Here is a 15,574-nt window from a genome sequence, read left to right on the forward strand (position 1 = left end):
GGGCACCCGACGACGGCGCGCCGCCCACCGGCGCGCACAGGGAGACGCATCGCTGTGAACCCGACCGGAAACCCGCCCCCGCCCGGGGACCGACCCCTGACCGGACCTACCCCGCTGACCGGACCCACTCCCCCGACCGGGCACGCCCCCCTGACCGAGAACGCAATCCTGACCGGACGCTCTCCCCTGAGCGGGCACTCGCCCCTGACCGGGCACTCACCCCTGACCGGGCACTCACCCCTGACCGGGCACTCGCTCCTGGCCGGCCGCGAGGCCCCCGGCGCCGGGGACGCCTGGTACGCGGTCACCGCCGCGACCGGCGAACCGTTCGGCCCCCCGCACCGGGACGCCTCGACGGAGCAGGTGGCCGAGGCGGCCCGACTCGCCGCGGCGGACGCCCGCGCCTTCCGCGCCCTGCCGCCCGAGCGGCGGGCGGCCTTCCTCGACGCCTGCGCGGAGGAGATCGAGGCCCTCGGCGACGCCCTGCTGGAACTCGCCGCACGGGAGACCGGACTTCCGTCGGCCCGCCTGACCGGTGAACGGGGGCGCACCTGCGGGCAGTTGCGCCTCTTCGCCGACCTCGTCAGGAGCGGGAGCGCCCTCGGTGCCCGGATCGACTGCGGCCCCTCGGGCGCGGACGTACGGCTCCGGCGCGTCCCCCTCGGCCCGGTGGCCGTGTTCGGTGCGAGCAACTTCCCGCTGGCCTTCTCGGTCGCGGGCGGCGACACCGCGTCCGCGCTGGCCGCCGGCTGCCCCGTGGTGGTCAAGGCGCACCCGGCACACCCGGGCACCGGGGAGGCGGTGGCCCGCGCCGTCACGGCCGCCGCCGCGCGCACCGGCATGCCGGCCGGTGTCTTCTCCCTGCTGGTGGGCAGGGGGCACGACGTCGGGCTCGCCCTGGTCGGCGATCCGCGGATCACCGCGGTGGGGTTCACCGGCTCCCGGACCGGCGGGCTGGCGCTGATCGCCGCCGGGCGGTCGCGCCCGGTGCCCATCCCGGTCCACGCCGAGATGTCCGCGGTCAATCCCGTGATCATGCTCGACGGGGCCCTCGCCGAGCCGGAAGCCGCGGCCGGCGCGTACGTGGCGTCGCTGACGGCCGGCGCGGGGCAGTTCTGCACGAACCCCGGCCTCCTGCTCCTGCCTGCCGGACCGGCGGGCGACGCCTTCCTCCTCTCCGCCGCCCGGGCCGTGAAGGCCACGGAGGGGCAGGTCATGCTCACCCCGGACATCGCCCGGGCGTACACCGAGGGCGTACGGCGGTGGGAGGACGTACCGGGCGTACGGGAGGTGGCGCGGGGCGCGGCCGGGGCCGGCCCGTACGCACCGGCCCCCGTCGTCCTGGCGTGTGACGCGGCCACGTACACCGCGCACAGGGATCTCTCCGGCGAGGTCTTCGGCGCGGCGGGGCTCGTCGTGCGCTGGTCCGGTACGGACGAACTCCTGTACCTCCTGGAGGAGTTGGAGGGCCAGCTGACGGCCACCCTGCACGCGACGGACGCCGACCGGACGACGGCCCTCGGGCTGCTGCCGGTACTGGAGGAGCGGGCAGGCCGCGTTCTGTGGGGCGGCTGGCCCACCGGCGTCGAGGTGTGCCACGCGATGGTGCACGGGGGGCCGTGGCCGGCGACGAGTTCGCCCGGAACGACGAGCGTCGGCACCCTCGCCGTCGAACGCTGGCTGCGCCCGGTCTGCTACCAGTCCTTCCCCGACGCCCTCCTGCCCCCCGAACTCCGTGACGGCAACCCCCTGCGGGTCCCCCGGCAGACCGGGGCGGCACTCACCCCGGGAGCCTGAACTCCGGCAGCACCAGCGCCTCGTGGGCAGGCCGCCCCTCCGCCGGGGGCGGCATGGAGCCCAGAGAGCGCAGCATGGTGTTGCGCTGCTCCAGTGCCCGGGCGGTGGTCGGGAAGAGGGCGGCCTCGCCCTTGCCGACCTGATCCTGGTTCAGGGTCACGAACGCACGGGTGTCACGCTCGTAGGCGGCGAAGCCCGCGGCGTGATCCCCCTCGGCCGCCAGGGATCCGGCGAGCATGTACGCGCCGACCAGGGCGAGGCTGGAGCCCTGGCCGGTGAGGAAGGAGGGCGCGTACGCGGCGTCGCCCACCAGCGCGACCCTGCCGCTGGACCAGCGGTCCATGCGGATCTGGCTGACCACGTCGAAGAACAGGTCGTCCGCGTCGCGCAGGGCGGCGAGCATGCCCGGGACCTCCCACCCCGCGCCGTCGAAGACCTCGGCGACCAGGTCCCGTTGCGCCTCCGGGTCGCGGAACGCGTCGAACGGCGGTTCCGTGCGGGCGAAGTTGAGGAAGCCGTGCACGTCGCCGTCGTCGTCGCCCACGGCGTACAGCACGGCGGCCCGGCCCGGGGTGTTCCACATCGTGGTCTCACGGACGAGCCCGAAGGTGTTGCGCAGGGTGAACCCGGCGAAGCAGTATCCGAGATAGCGGTGGAATCGCTCCTCGGGGCCGAACAGGAGCGCGCGGGTGTGCGAGTGCAACCCGTCCGCCCCCAGCACCAGGTCGAACGTACGGCCTCCTCCCCCGCGAAAGGTGACGTCGACCCCGTGGCGGTGCTGGTCGAGGGTGTCGATGGAGTCGTCGAACAGGAACTCCACGTCGTCACGGACGGCCTCGTGGAGAGCGCCGGCCAGCGCCCCGCGCCGCACCTCCAGGTCTCTTCCGGCGACCCCGCCGGTGACGGCGTGCGGGTCGACCGAGGCCACCTCGGAGCCGTCCTCGTCGAGGAAGGTCAGCCGGCGCAGATCGATGTGGGCGTCCCGCAGCCGCGGCAGGATCCCCATCCGACGGACGACGTCGAGCGCAGTGCCGCGCACATCGATGGGATAGCCGCCGTCGCGGACCGTGCCCGCCTTCTCGACCACCGTGACCGCGAATCCGTAGCGGTTCAGCCAGTACGCGAGGGCGGGCCCCGCGATGCTGGCCCCGGATATCAGGACCGTACGCCCCCGTGCGGCGGAACCGTTCGCCAACGTGTCGACGCGGGTCATTCCTTGACTCCTTTGCTCAGGGTACGGACGACGAGCAGGGACAGCGCCGTGACGGCTCCGGCCAGGACGAAGCCGACGACATAGGCCGATTCGGCCGGGAGGTCCGACCCGGCGGGGGTCCTGGCGGTGAGGATCGCGCCGCTGATCTGGACCCCCACGGCGAAGCCGATCACGCGCGTCACCAGGACCAGACCGGTGGCGATGCCGGTCTCACCGCGGTCGACGGAGGTCGCGGTGCTGGTCACCAACGCCGTGACGCAGAGCCCGTTGGCGAGCGCGATGAGCATCTTGCCGACGACCAGGTGCCAGACCTCGGTGTGCACGGCCGCAAGGCCGAGCAGGCCGACGGCCATGACGAGAACCCCGGCGGTGACCACGGCGCGCGAACCGAACCGCCGCGTCCCGAACCCGCCGGCCGGGCCCGCCAGTGACGCGGCCACGGCCCCGGGCAGCAGGAAGAGACCGATCTGCGTCGCGCTCGCCCCGAACCCGTACGCGTCGGGGGGTACCGCGAACAGCGCCGGGACGAGATAGGCCGCCACCGACGTACCGACGCAGATCAGGAACGTCAGCACGCACGCCTTCCCCACCTCGGGCCGCCCGACCATGCGCAGATCGACCATCGGCGAGGCCGCGCGACGTTCGACGGCCGCCCACCCGGTCGCGAAAGCGGCCAGCAGCACGAGGAGGGCGACGAGGACGAGGGGGCGCGCGACGATCTCGGGCGCCAGCGCCAGGACGAGCATGAGGGTGACGAGCGTTCCGCTCAGGAGGACCAGGCCGGGCCAGTCGATCCCGGCGCCGTCCGACCGGCGCGGCGGATCCTGCGGCATCAGCCGGTGCACCAGCACGGTGGCCCCGACGACCGCGAACGTCGGCAGCGCGAACGTCCAGTGCCGGGACAGCCCTTCGGCCACGGGTCCGGCCGCCAGCGTCCCCGCCATCGTGCCCCCCACGAACAACCCGCTGACCACCCCGATGGCCACCTTGGACTCGCCCTCGGGGAGGTGTTCGCGCACCAGGATGAACGACAGGGGCAGCGCGCCCACCATCGCGCCCTGAAGTATCTGACCGAGCAGCAGCACCGGCAGGCTCGGCGCCAGGGCGGACACCAGACCCCCGGCAGAGACCACCACCATCAGCCGGACGAGGACCCGTTTCCCGCCGTAGCGGTCGCCTAACTTCCCCGCCACCGGCGTGATCAGCGCGCCGGTGACGAGGAGCACGATGCTGAGCAACGCCCCTTCGGCGTGACTCATGTCCAGTTCACGACGCAGGAGCGGGAGCGTCGGCGTCACCACCGATTCGAGGGCGCCGGTGGCGAGCGCCAGCACGCCGAGGGAGCGGACGGCGGCTTTCCCGACACGGATCGGAGGAGCGGAAGTCGTGGTCATGGAGGTCCTCGGCGTGGTCATGGCAGTCCTTTCCGTCACGGCCCGGCGGCACAGAGCCGACCGCACACGGAGGAACGCGCACGGTACTCACCGAACCAGAGCTACACTACACCGTGCAGTGTAGAACGGGTAGGATGAGCCCATGCCGACCACCAAGACCCTGCGCGAGGGGTCCACGCGGAAGCGGGCCGCCATCCTCTCGGCGGCCCGGGAACTGTTCCTCGCCGACGGCTTCGACCGCTCCAGCGTCGACGCGGTCGCCGCGCGGGCGGAGGTGTCCAAGCGGACGGTCTACGACTACTTCGGCGACAAGCGGACCCTGCTGCGGGCGGTCGTCGACTCGGTCGGCCAGTCGCTCGTCACCACGGTCCGGCGCACCCTCGACGACACCCTCACGGAGCTGACCGAGCCCGCCGAACTGGAGGACGGCCTGGTCGCGTTCGCACTGCGCATCGCGACCGACATGCTCGGCTCGGCGGAGTACACGACACTGCAACGCCTGGTCCGGACCGAGTCCGGCCATCTGCCGCAGCAGGACTACAACCCCATGGCCGACACCCCCGACGAGGCGATCGCCGAGCGGTTCGCATCCTTCGCCGAGGCCGGGCTGCTCGACGCCCCCGACGCCCGGCTGGCAGCCGACCAGTTCCTCGCGCTGACCTTCGGCGTCGCTCTGGACCGCCTCGGCTCAGCGAACGCGGCACAGGACCCCCGCGTACGCCCACTCGTCGTCGAAGGAGTACGGACGTTCCTCCGCGCGTACCGGCCCGATCGGGGCGCGGGCGTCACGCCGTGACGTGGGCGAGTGCCGCGGTCACGTGACCGAGGACGCCGGTGGAGCCGAACACGAAGGCGAGCGTGGCAGGGACCGCGGCCGTGCACGCGCGGCGCAGAAATCCGGCCCGAAGCGCGACCAACCGCGACCCGCTTCCTTACGCGACTGTGCCCACCTCGAACGAGGTGGGCACAGTCGGGCAGGCGTGGGGCTCAGTGGGCGGCCTTGAGGCCGACCACGCTACCGACGATCAGCACCAGGAAGACGACCTTCAGCGCGCTGACCGACTCGTCGCCGGTGAGCATGGCGTACAGGACGGTGAGCACCGCGCCGATCCCCACCCACACCGCATACGCGGTGCCGACGGGCAGATCCCGCATCGCGTAGGCCAGGCCGCCCATACTCGCGGTCAGAGCCACGGCGAAAATCAGGGACGGGGTGAGCCGGCTGAAGCCCTCGGACTTGCCCAGGGCCGTAGCCCACACAGCTTCCAGAACGCCCGAGATAGCAAGAATGATCCATGACATGACAGCCTCCAGTACGGGCCGTCTTGTCGCACACCGGGTACGGCACCCCTCGTCCGGAAGCCCCGTTCTCGGGCTCCGCTCCAACGTCGCACATCCGGTCGTGGTTGGCAACGTCAACCCCTCATCACCGCACGTCACCGGGGTGATCGGGAAGGCGGGGCAGGTCGTGACGCAGCCCGCAGGGCACTCCACGAGTGGCGCTCCACCGCAGCTTCCCTCACGGGCCGTAACCGCGAAGAACCGTCCGGTGTCGACCCGGTGGCACCCTGGTGCGCGGCGCCCCTTCCCAGCAACCGCGCAAAGATCATTCGGCGCAGGACCCGAGGTCAGAGACCCTCTCTCAGCTCGCCGTCCCACGTGTGGCTGCCTTGAGCGTCAGACGAGCGTCATGGCCGACAGCAGCCGGCGACAATCGCAAGTACTGGGTCGACAAGGCGTACCAGGGCGCCGGGGGCGGCATCCGAGCGCCCTTCCGAGGCCGCCGACTCAAGTGGTGGCAGCGCCGGCCTGCGAAAACCAGATTGATTGCCTGGTTGACGCCGGCATGCGGGGCGGCCTGACCGCTTCCAGGCCCGAGGTCATTCCCCTGAGGTCGGAGGGCCAGCCACAAGGACGCTCATCCCCAGTGCTCCTCCTTGTAGCGCAGGAGGTCATCACCGTGGAGTTGCTTCGTGGCATTGCCGACCCGGACCCAGAAGTCGGTGGCGCCGTTGCCGCCCTTGGCGGGTTTGGCGAACACCGGCATGCCTGCCGCGGCCACACTGATCTGACAGACGACATTGCCGGCGATTTCGGGGAAGCCTACGCGGACGGTGGTGGCTGTCGGGGTCGACAGGCTGCTGTCGATGAGCTGGCGCACGAAGAGCTCGTATCCGTCGACGCTCGCCTGCGACTCCAGAGTGGTGAGGTCGTTCTCGATACCGAGGACGGTCCCGTCGTCGGCGACGCCGATATACAGGTTTCCGCCCTCGCCGTTCAGGAAGCCGCAGACGGCCTTGACGATGTTGTGCCGCAGAGACTTGTCGGCCTGCCGGGTGTGCACGTTCCAGCGAGCGCTGGCCTTGAACTCGATGCCCTGGGATTCGCCGGCGGCGATCATGTCGGCCGGGGTGGTCGGGACGTACGCAGGGCGTTCCCCTCTGAGAGTTTCGAACGCTTCCCGCACAACCCTGGCGATCAGCTGACGCCGCCGTTCCAGGAAGGTGAAATAGTCGAGCTGTTCCCAGCCGACCGGGAGCGCGTGCCACCGTACCTGCCGCTCAAGCACCTTCGGGTCCATAGCGCCCGTGATTCTCGGCCAGTAGTCATGTGGTGCGTCGCTGTTGAGCAGCTCGTCCGCCGGCCACGTCACATACGCCATGTTCGCGATGGCATTGACTTGGCGTCGGTCGGTAATACCCAGTCCGGCGAGCACCTTGCCGTGGAACAGGTTGTCCCGGCCGACGGCCTTGACGGGTTTGACCGAGGGGTCCAGCAGATCACGGATCCGTTGGTCGCCGAGGAGCATTTCGGCGTCGAGGATGTCGAGCGCAGCCTGGTAGGCGAACAGCACCGGTGAGCGCGACGAGGACGTGTCCAACCGGTTCGGCAGGGAGATGTCCCAGTAGTCGCCGGTGAAGTTCGCTGCGATGATCCGGTCGAGTTCCGCAGCGAAGGCTCGTCCATCACCTGGCGGCAGACTGCCGATGCGCCCCAGGTCGGACTCCATCTGCGACTCCGGCGAGTTGGAGTACCGGCCGGTGGTGTGCGCCATGAAGAACCACCGTCCGATCACGAGACGGAGTTCATCGGCCGTCAGCCCGAAATCGTGGCGTCCCATCAGCCAGATCGTGTAGCTGTACAGCAGGGCGTTGTCCGAGGTGATCATCTTGCGGCTGCGGAAGCCGGCCGTCCTGACGCACTGGAAGAACTCGTGCCAGCTGGTCAGGTCCAGGACCTTCGTGTGTGCGTGGGCGAGCCGATCGAACTGCTCCTGCCGTCGTGCGGCGGTGACCTTTCCGGTTCCAAGGTCCTTTCCCCGCAGGACGCTGTAGACGTGCTGCAGCCGCGCGCGCCGGAAGGCGAAAGCAACGGCTACGCGCAGCAGTTGATCCGGACTCGGGTCCAGAAAGGCGTTCCGAGGGCTCGGATCGGGGAGCCCTGAGATCACCGCGCCGCGGCTGAATTTCTCGAGCTGACGGCGCCCCTCCTCCCAATGCACCGACATCAAAGTGAGGATGAAGTCGGACTGATTGAGCTTCACGCCTTCGGAGTTGATGCGCACGAAGATGTCGGCGACCTGCTCCTCGTCAGCCGAAGCACCCAGCTCCACCACCTGGAAGAGAAAATCCTGCAGGTCCCGGACGCCATATATGCGTTCTTCGAGTTCATCTTTGGCAGCGTCCGACAACGGCTCTCCGCCGGCCTCTTCGAGCCGTTGGAAGAAGCGACGGACGGTGGGCTTGTAACCACCTGGGGCCCAGAGCGCAGTGATGTCCGGAATGAAGTGGGCATCACGTTCGATCGCCGCGTCGGTGACCTCGAATGTCTGGTCCTCCGGGTGGAACGCGATGCGAACGTTGATCGCGTCGAACGACTTGGTGACGATCTTGCGCCCGGTGAGTACAGCGAACAGGGCGGTAAGCCGCTGCTGCCCGTCGACGACCAACAGCTGGGGTGCTCGATCACTCGTTTCCGTTCCGATCTGCCGCGTCCCCACTTCAGCGCCGGTCTCCCAGAACATCAGGGTGCCGATCGGGTAGCCCCGGTACATCGAGTCGAAGAGATCGCGGGTCTTCGCCGCGGACCAGACGAACGGGCGTTGAATATCGGGGAGTCCGATACGGCCGCCTTCGATGTTCTCGATCAGGTGCCGGAGCGTGTAACCGGTGTCGCGGTACAGAGTAGATGGCACAGTCGAGGGCTCCAAACGTCCGAGGGCAACTGGTCGGTGGAAGTAACAAGAGCGTGGGAACAGCATCAGGTTTCTACCACGTGGACACACTGCGCCACAGGACCAATGGAGCTTGCCACAAGGACGAGTGGACGGCGGCGTGGCCCAACTGAGGGTTTGCCCGCCCAAGTCCGCGATGCCCCGGGCCGGGTTTCGGGGCCGACCATCCGGTCAATCGGATGCCACACCTGCCGGCCCGGACGGGCTGGCGTCAAGAATCTCCGAACGAGACCTTGAAGGCGTCGCGGACGCAAGCGACTCCGTGATGATCCGCAGTTCAGAAGGCTTCGAGAGTCAGGACCAGCACCCAACCCGCTCCACGGGGGAAACAGGTCGAGCATCTCACCCGAATAACAAAACCGCAGGTCAGGAGCGCTTCGCGACCGGCTCCAGAATCGCCACGCACTCCACATGATGCGTCATAGGAAAGGTGTCTGCCTGAGTAGGCCACAGAAAAGGCCAGGTCAGAAGCGCATTCTCGGCTTGATGGGGAGTTGAAGGAGCCCAGAGCGTCAAACGAGCGTCACGGCGGACAGTGCCGGGTCGGTGTCGGGCCACCCCGGCCTCGCGGGCGAGTGAGCGGGATCCCTCGGGATGATGCGGTTTGCCGCAGTCTGTTCAGCCCCGAGCAGCACGGAGGAGATCGCGCGGTCTACCAGGATTCCAGGTCTCGCCTGGACACGCCCCACTCTCGTCGGCGCAACAGGTCCTCCGCCCACTGCGGAACCGCGACCGGCATGCCCGCGATCGCCACGGTCATGTCCGGTCACGATGCACGTGCGGCTCTGTCACCCGTTGAGCGCCACGCACTCCCGGAGCACCGGTTCCAGGCGCAGTTGGGTGTCCTCGCGATCGAAGACCTGGAGGGCGTCGAGGAATTCGACGATCCATCGTGCCTCGTCCTCATCATCGATCTTGAGTGCGACGGCGGTCACCGCGCCTTCCAAGTCGAAGAGGTCGTCCTTGTACTCGTCGGTGAGGGCCCGGTATCCGGCGGCCAGCAACTGATCCTCGTACACGCCGGTCGCCTCGGCGAATGCGCGGGCCTGGGCCCTGTCCGCGCGGAGGTCGGCCAGACGGCGCAACACCTCGTCGGGGTCGCCCAATTCCTCGTGCAGGCGGTGGGCCCGGTCCACCAGGAGCGGCCATCCGCCGGTCAGTTCGTGGAGACGGTCCAGGCGGTCCTCCGTGTGGAACATGTTGATGCGCTGGGCCCAGCCGCGCAGGCTGCGATGGTCGTGCCTACGCAGCACCACCGGTGCGGCCGAGGTGGGCTCGGTTCCCGTCAGCAGGGAGCGCCACAGGGTGAGCTGAGCGGGGTCGGTGACGATGACGACCGCGCGGGTGACCCCCGGAGTGGCGGGCAGCAGCGTCTCGGCCAGGTCGACGGCTTCGCGGCAGGTCTCGGGCCGGACCGGATCCCGGTAGTTGACGAAGTCGCTGATGACGACACGTCGTTCTCGGGGGCGTCCGCCAGTGAGTTCCTGTTTGTAGACGCTGGGCTTGCCCACGGGTGGCAGCGTCCAGCCGTCGATCGGTCCGGCGATCGTACGCAACGTCCGGGCGACGTCGGTGACTCCGGTGGCGGTGCTGCCGAGGACGACTCGGGTCCGGTTGGACCGCTCGCCCAGGAGGTCGTCGAGCTGGGTGTTGGTCAGCGGAGCCGGCCGCTCGTCGGGGAGCTCGGGGCGGCCCTCCTGCACGATGCTCTCCTGCAATTCACAGTCCTGTTCGGCCCTAAGCAGACGTGCCTCCACCTCGTGCGAGGTCCCGATCATGCGCAGGGCGTTGGGACCGCGCAGATGCCAGCCCAGTCCGTCGTGGTTGGGCGCGAGGATACCGAGACCCACCATCTCGGAGAGGTAGGCGCGGAAACCCTCGGTGTCGAGCTGTTCGAACCCCTTGCGCCAGTACGTCTCGCACTCCTCGCGCAACTCGGTGTCGCTCAGCCGCACCTCCAGGCCGTGATGGCGGGCGTGGTACGCCAGCACATTGGCGATCACGTCATAGCGGTGGTCGAGGCTCAGCGTGTCCTTGAAGGCTGCCGAGATGCCTTCCCGGAGCGCGGCGTCCGACTCCACGATCTCGATGTCGGTCACCTCCACCTCGTAAGGAGGTTGCCCGGTGCCGCGCCGAGTCCGTTTGCGGTGCATCAGCTCGACCAGCCGGTGCCCGAACATCTGCAGCAGGAACGGCTGGTACGAGCAGTAACCGAGCACACGGTTGACGAGATCCAGGTCCTTGAACTCGAACCCGAGCGCCCGCATAGGCACGACCAGCAGTTCCGCAGCCGACTGGGGAGCCAGCGGGCCGATCACCTTCGGGGTCTGAGCGAGGTGGCCGAACGGCCCGTTACTCGCGAGCTTAGAGAAGCGCTGCACGGAGTGAAGTCCTGCAAAGACGACCTTTGCCGCGTCCTTGGTGTCGGACCCGAGGCCCTTGAGCTTCTTGGTCTGGTCAAACCGCGGGGCGTCGGCCTCAAAGAACTGGTCGCACTCGTCGAGCAGGATCAGCAGTCGGCGACGGGAGTCGCCATCCAGCCAGGCCCGGATGCCGGCGCGCACCCGCTCGGAGGTCTCCTGTCGCTTTCCGCGCCCCTGCGGCCGGTCATCGAGTACCTGTGCCACGGTCAGCTCTCTCAGAAGGACGCTCCACAGCGCCTCCGGCCCGCGCGAGCTGCCCTTGCCGATGTTCTCCTGGTCGAGGTTGACGTACACCGTCTGGTGATATCCGGGGCGCTGCTCCGTGAACAGTTCCCCGGCGTCGGCGAGCAGTGCCGACTTGCCAAGGCCCCGGCCGCCGTAGATGACCTGGGTGCCGCGCGGGTCGAGGATGCTCTTGCGTTCGGCGTCGCGGCCGTAGAACATCTCGCCGCCGATCCGGCCGCGCTTCTCCCTGATGTACGGGTTGACGCCGGAGAAGGGCAGCAGGGTCTGCGTGGCGGCGCTGACCTGGCGGTTGCCGCAGGCCGCGAGATAGGCGAGGGCGGCATCGTCCACCACGAGCAGCGGCTGCAACCGGTCGGAACCGGCGGCGAGTTCGACTCGTGCCTCACGGCTCAGCGTGCCGAAGTAGACGACGAGAAGGCTCGCTCCACTGGTGTCGCGCTCCGCCCAGCTCATGACGACCTTGGCGGGCGGCCTGCCCCAGACCATCATCACCCGCAGGTTGCCGCCCTGCTCCTTGATCTGCGAGCCGAACGCGGGCGCTTTCGCTCTACCGTTGATCTCCACGCCGGTCGCTTCGAAGAGACGGTATTCCCGCCGGTGCTGGGATCGGTCGTCGAGCGGCCTGGCGCTCTTGGCGTCGTAGCCGAGGAGCTTGAGAAGAGGCGGCACCTGTCGCGTCGGAGCCACCTGAAGCCGGTCCTTGCGTTCGGTGGCGGCAAGCGCGCGCCACTCGCCGAGGGCATCGGCCGCCAGCGCCGCCTCGTCGGTGGAGAGGCCGCCGTAGTCCAGGACGGCGACCATCGGATGCTTGCCGCCGGACCGGACCAGCTCGACGAGCTCATGGTCGATCCCTCCGGGCAGGCCGTCGGGCACGACCGGGAAGAACTCGGTGAGGTGGGACTCGCCACCCTCGATCTCCGGGACCGGCTCGCCGATCTCCAGGAAGTAGACGAGGTCGGCAGCGGTGGCCAGGTCGTTCGTCTCCAGGCGCCGCAGGACCTGGGCCCGCTCCTCCACGGAGGGGTCCAAGGCGTCGAGCCGAGCCCGGATTCGATCCGCTGCCTGCTCCCGGAAGGCCGGCAGGCCACTCCGTACCGCGTCGAGCGCCTGTCGCACGTGCAGCAGGTCGTGTCGGTCACCGCTTTCGAGGCTGTTCTGGGCGTCGGCGAGCGACTCCTGAAGGCCCAGGTCCTGGTCCTCGGTCACGGCACCGTCGGCCTGCGCACGGTGCAGCTCGGCGACGAGTGCGTCGTGTGCCTTCCGCAGCTGCGCACGCCGGGTGGTCTCTCTGTCGTCGATCTCGGCTTCCGCAGGCGGGACGAACTCCCCTGCCCCAGAGGCAGGCAACAGCCCGCGGCCGGCTAGCTCGACGATGTCACGGGCCGCGGTGAACGCGTCGTGGGAGAGCCGCTCGTCCAGAGCCTCCTGCCAGCTCCGGTGGACCGCGGTCAGCAGTTCGTCCGTCGACGGCCGCTCGTCACGGGTGTCACACACCTTCAGCAGCTCCGCGTCCAGAACGAGCGCTGGGTCGACGGGACCGCCGGAACGCGTGGTCACGGTGGCGTCAGCCAGCAGTGCGAACAGCTCCTCCATCGAGGCGTGGGCCGCCCAGGCCATCCCGCCCGAGAGGGCGTCCGGGTGCCGCGCCAACCGCTCCAGTTCGCCCAGCGCCGCTTCCCTGCCGTCCAGCAGGGACTGGCGCAGGGAGGAGATCTCCTTGACCGCCCGGCTGCCGTCGGAACGGTCACCGCGACGGGTGCCGTCGACCGCCAGGCACCACTCCTTGACCAGGCTGACGGCCCGCTCCACGAGATGCACCAGGTCCTGCCGCCCGGAGCCCTGGAGCGGCTTGCCGCTGGACGAGCGGTACTTGCGGTCCATGCGGTCGATCTCGCTGTTGACCTCGGCCAGTTTCGACAGCCGATCGGCCTGCTCCCGCACCTGCTGCAGCGCGTCGCGGTCGTCGCCGACGACGGTCGTGAGCAGCGATCCGAGCATCCCGCCGCCGGGGGCAAGCCAGCGCTTGGCGATCTCCGTCGCCCGTGCGAACCGCAGCCGCTGCGGCGAGAGCAGGGCACGGCTCTGATCGCTCAGTTCCCGCAGCCGGGCCTCGGCCTCGGAGACGTCGGCAACCAGCGGCGAGGTGATCAGCAGGGCGCCGCTGAGGGCACGGTCGGCGACGGCGGTCGCCGCCTCCCCCAGCCGGCCCGGGAGCCTCGGCACCAGCGCCTTGAGCTGAGCGCCTGCAGCGTGGTCACCGGTGATCAGCGCGGTACGCAGCAGGGCGGGCAACAGGAGAAGTTCGCTGCCCTCGGTGTCCTGGCCCGCATATCCGCCGTACTCCTGGAGCAGGTCCGCCGTCAGCCGGGCACTCTGGCTGTCCCCGGAGGTGAGCAGCGCGGCGGCACCGGCCAGGCGGATCGCCGCCACCTGGGGCTCGGGGTGGCCGACGGCCCTTGCCACATGGTGGGCGAGTCCGAAGCGCCGCTCCACGACCAGCTGCACCAGGACCCCCTCGACCGCGGCCTCATCGGTGGCGTCGTCCGCCGCCGGGGCCGCTGCTCGGACGGGCATGTCATCAACGGGAGAAAGCGTGGGTGCGGCGGGTGCCTGGACGGGCGCGTCAGCGGACGTGGGGAGTATCGAGCCGCTGTCGGCGGCCGGCCCGGCGTCTGCCTTGGGTGCGTGGACCGGCACAGCGGTCGTCGTGGCTTCCGGCTCGGCGGCGGGCTGGGCCGCGATCGCCTCGGTCAATGCGGCCGGCTGCGCGGTTTCGTGTTCTGCGGTCGTCTCGGCGTCGGCGGGCTCCGCGATGCCGTAGGCCTCGTCGGACCCGGCGGGGTACGGGTCACCGTCCACCGGCTGGTCCAGCGTCAGCTCGGGTGCGATGAGCACGGCCATGGCGCACGTCGGCAGGACCCGTACGACCTGTCCCTGCAGTGCCAGGATCTCTGTGGCGGCATCCGCCTGTCGTCCCAGCCTGATGAGCCGGGCCAGGGCAGCGAGCGCGGCGCTCTCCTCGTGTTGCAGCTCCTCCCACACCGGCACGTCCAGCAGGCGGCAAGCCGCGCCGCGCACGGCCTCGGCGGCAGCGGCGGCAGCGGCGGAGCAGTCCGGGCGGCAGGCGACATCCAGCAGTTCCCGCAGCGGCTCGCGGGCCTGGAGGTCACGCTCCCGCGCTGTCCGGTGTGCGTGTGCAGCGCGCGTGACGTCCTCCAGACGACGAGGCACCCCCTCGATGCCGGCGGCCCGGAACACCGCGTCCACGTCGTTGAAAACAGTGCTCAGCGCAGCAAGCCGAGCCAGGTCCTCGTCCTGCGGAGGGCGGCCGTCCATGACCGCGTCGGTGACCTTCTCCGCGGCCTGGCGGGCCCCCGCCAGGGCGGACTCCAGCTGCTGACATGCTTCCTCAGGAGCTGTCCCAGCCTTGGTCCCGGTGCAGTCGGACGCGGCAGCGGTCTCCTCGTGCGAAGTACCGGTGTCCGCTGCCGCGGCCTGTGATGCGGGGGCGCTGGTGCCCGGCCGGTCGGCGACGGCAGCGGCCCCTGGTTCACTCTCCTCCGCGAGCGCCAGCCCGTCGTCTTCCGCCGCTCCAAAAACGAAATCGGGGTACGCCTCCACTAGAGGCCGCGCCGCGGCAGCGACGGCGGCGAGCCGGGCCGCCTCCTCGTCGTCGGCCGTCGCCCCGAACCAGTCCTGGCCCGCCGCCCAGGCAAGGATGTGGGCATCAGTGACGGAGGCGTTGCACCATGCGAACACGGTGGCCCGGACCAGCGTGGCACCCCACCGGGCCACAGGGTCGGGGACCGGCTCCCCGTCGTGCGCCAGGACGAAGTCGCCCACCTGGTTCATCACGGTGACCGTGAGTCCCTTGATCCCGCGTGTGCAGGCGTGCTGCCGCAACTCGCGCCGCAGCCTGGTGAGGACGTCCCGGCACAGGGCACTGCTCACCCGTCGAGGGGCCGACATGCGGATGCCCAGACTGGTGAGCAACTCCTGGCGTTGTTTGGGCCGCAGGGAGTTGAAAGCGAGTTCCACCATGTCCGCCGTGAGGTCGTTCAGGGCGGCCACGGCCGGGGCTTGCAAGGCGTTGAGCGCGGCGGCCAAGCCTTCCAGGTCCTCGGCCGAGACGCTCGGCGGGGACCACGGCGGCCCTGTGACTACGCGGTAGCGGTCCTGCATGTACACGCACTCCGTTTCTGTTGGTGACAGGAAGATGCCTGTGGGTGACGGGAGGGAAAGAGAGGGCAGGAGCCGTGGACTCGCG

General features: G+C 69.8%; 7 protein-coding genes and 1 riboswitch. Of the genes, 2 read left to right on the plus strand and 5 right to left on the minus strand.

What is annotated here, in order from left to right; genetic code table 11:
• The first annotated feature begins 54 nt into the window (after window positions 1-54).
• Entirely contained in the window at window positions 55-1,797 is a 1,743-nt protein-coding gene (locus AB0F29_RS14505; protein WP_361871531.1) for an aldehyde dehydrogenase (NADP(+)), read from the plus strand.
• Here the strand turns inward: AB0F29_RS14505 and AB0F29_RS14510 are convergent.
• Entirely contained in the window at window positions 1,781-3,010 is a 1,230-nt protein-coding gene (locus AB0F29_RS14510; protein ID WP_361871534.1) for an FAD-dependent monooxygenase, read from the minus strand. The two genes, AB0F29_RS14505 and AB0F29_RS14510, sit on opposite strands and share 17 nt — an antisense overlap.
• Window positions 3,007-4,404: an MFS transporter gene (locus AB0F29_RS14515; protein ID WP_361871537.1), complete on the minus strand. Its 1,398-nt coding sequence runs from the start codon at window positions 4,402-4,404 to the stop codon at window positions 3,007-3,009. The genes AB0F29_RS14510 and AB0F29_RS14515 overlap by 4 nt, the downstream gene beginning before the upstream one ends.
• Before the next feature lie 142 nt (window positions 4,405-4,546).
• Here AB0F29_RS14515 and AB0F29_RS14520 point away from each other — a divergent pair, with 142 nt between their 5' ends.
• Complete coding sequence (locus AB0F29_RS14520) at window positions 4,547-5,200, plus strand: TetR/AcrR family transcriptional regulator (RefSeq protein WP_361871539.1); 654 nt, start codon at window positions 4,547-4,549, stop codon at window positions 5,198-5,200.
• A gap of 191 nt (window positions 5,201-5,391) precedes the next feature.
• Here AB0F29_RS14520 and AB0F29_RS14525 read toward each other — a convergent pair whose 3' ends face one another.
• From AB0F29_RS14525 to AB0F29_RS14535, 3 genes are all read right to left on the minus strand, one after another.
• On the minus strand, window positions 5,392-5,706 hold the full coding sequence (locus AB0F29_RS14525) for a multidrug efflux SMR transporter (RefSeq protein WP_361871542.1): 315 nt from the start codon (window positions 5,704-5,706) through the stop codon (window positions 5,392-5,394).
• Between the two features lie 12 nt (window positions 5,707-5,718).
• A riboswitch (guanidine-III (ykkC-III) riboswitch) is annotated at window positions 5,719-5,785 on the minus strand.
• 537 nt (window positions 5,786-6,322) lie between these two features.
• A complete protein-coding gene (locus AB0F29_RS14530) occupies window positions 6,323-8,599 on the minus strand; it encodes a DUF262 domain-containing protein (RefSeq protein ID WP_361871544.1) in 2,277 nt (758 codons plus the stop codon).
• Between the two features lie 827 nt (window positions 8,600-9,426).
• Window positions 9,427-15,489: a hypothetical protein gene (locus AB0F29_RS14535; protein ID WP_361871546.1), complete on the minus strand. Its 6,063-nt coding sequence runs from the start codon at window positions 15,487-15,489 to the stop codon at window positions 9,427-9,429.
• Between the last annotated feature and the right edge of the window lie 85 nt (window positions 15,490-15,574).

It is taken from the genome of Streptomyces sp. NPDC026589 (genome assembly GCF_040638385.1).
Lineage (GTDB): Bacteria > Actinomycetota > Actinomycetes > Streptomycetales > Streptomycetaceae > Streptomyces.

Coding starts and splice junctions, on each gene's coding strand:
- AB0F29_RS14520 (WP_361871539.1), top strand. CDS start 4,547: ATGCCGACCACCAAGACCCTGCGCGAGGGGTCCACGCGGAAGCGGGCC.
- AB0F29_RS14525 (WP_361871542.1), bottom strand. CDS start 5,706: ATGTCATGGATCATTCTTGCTATCTCGGGCGTTCTGGAAGCTGTGTGG.
- AB0F29_RS14535 (WP_361871546.1), bottom strand. CDS start 15,489: ATGCAGGACCGCTACCGCGTAGTCACAGGGCCGCCGTGGTCCCCGCCG.
- AB0F29_RS14515 (WP_361871537.1), bottom strand. CDS start 4,404: ATGACCACGACTTCCGCTCCTCCGATCCGTGTCGGGAAAGCCGCCGTC.
- AB0F29_RS14510 (WP_361871534.1), bottom strand. CDS start 3,010: ATGACCCGCGTCGACACGTTGGCGAACGGTTCCGCCGCACGGGGGCGT.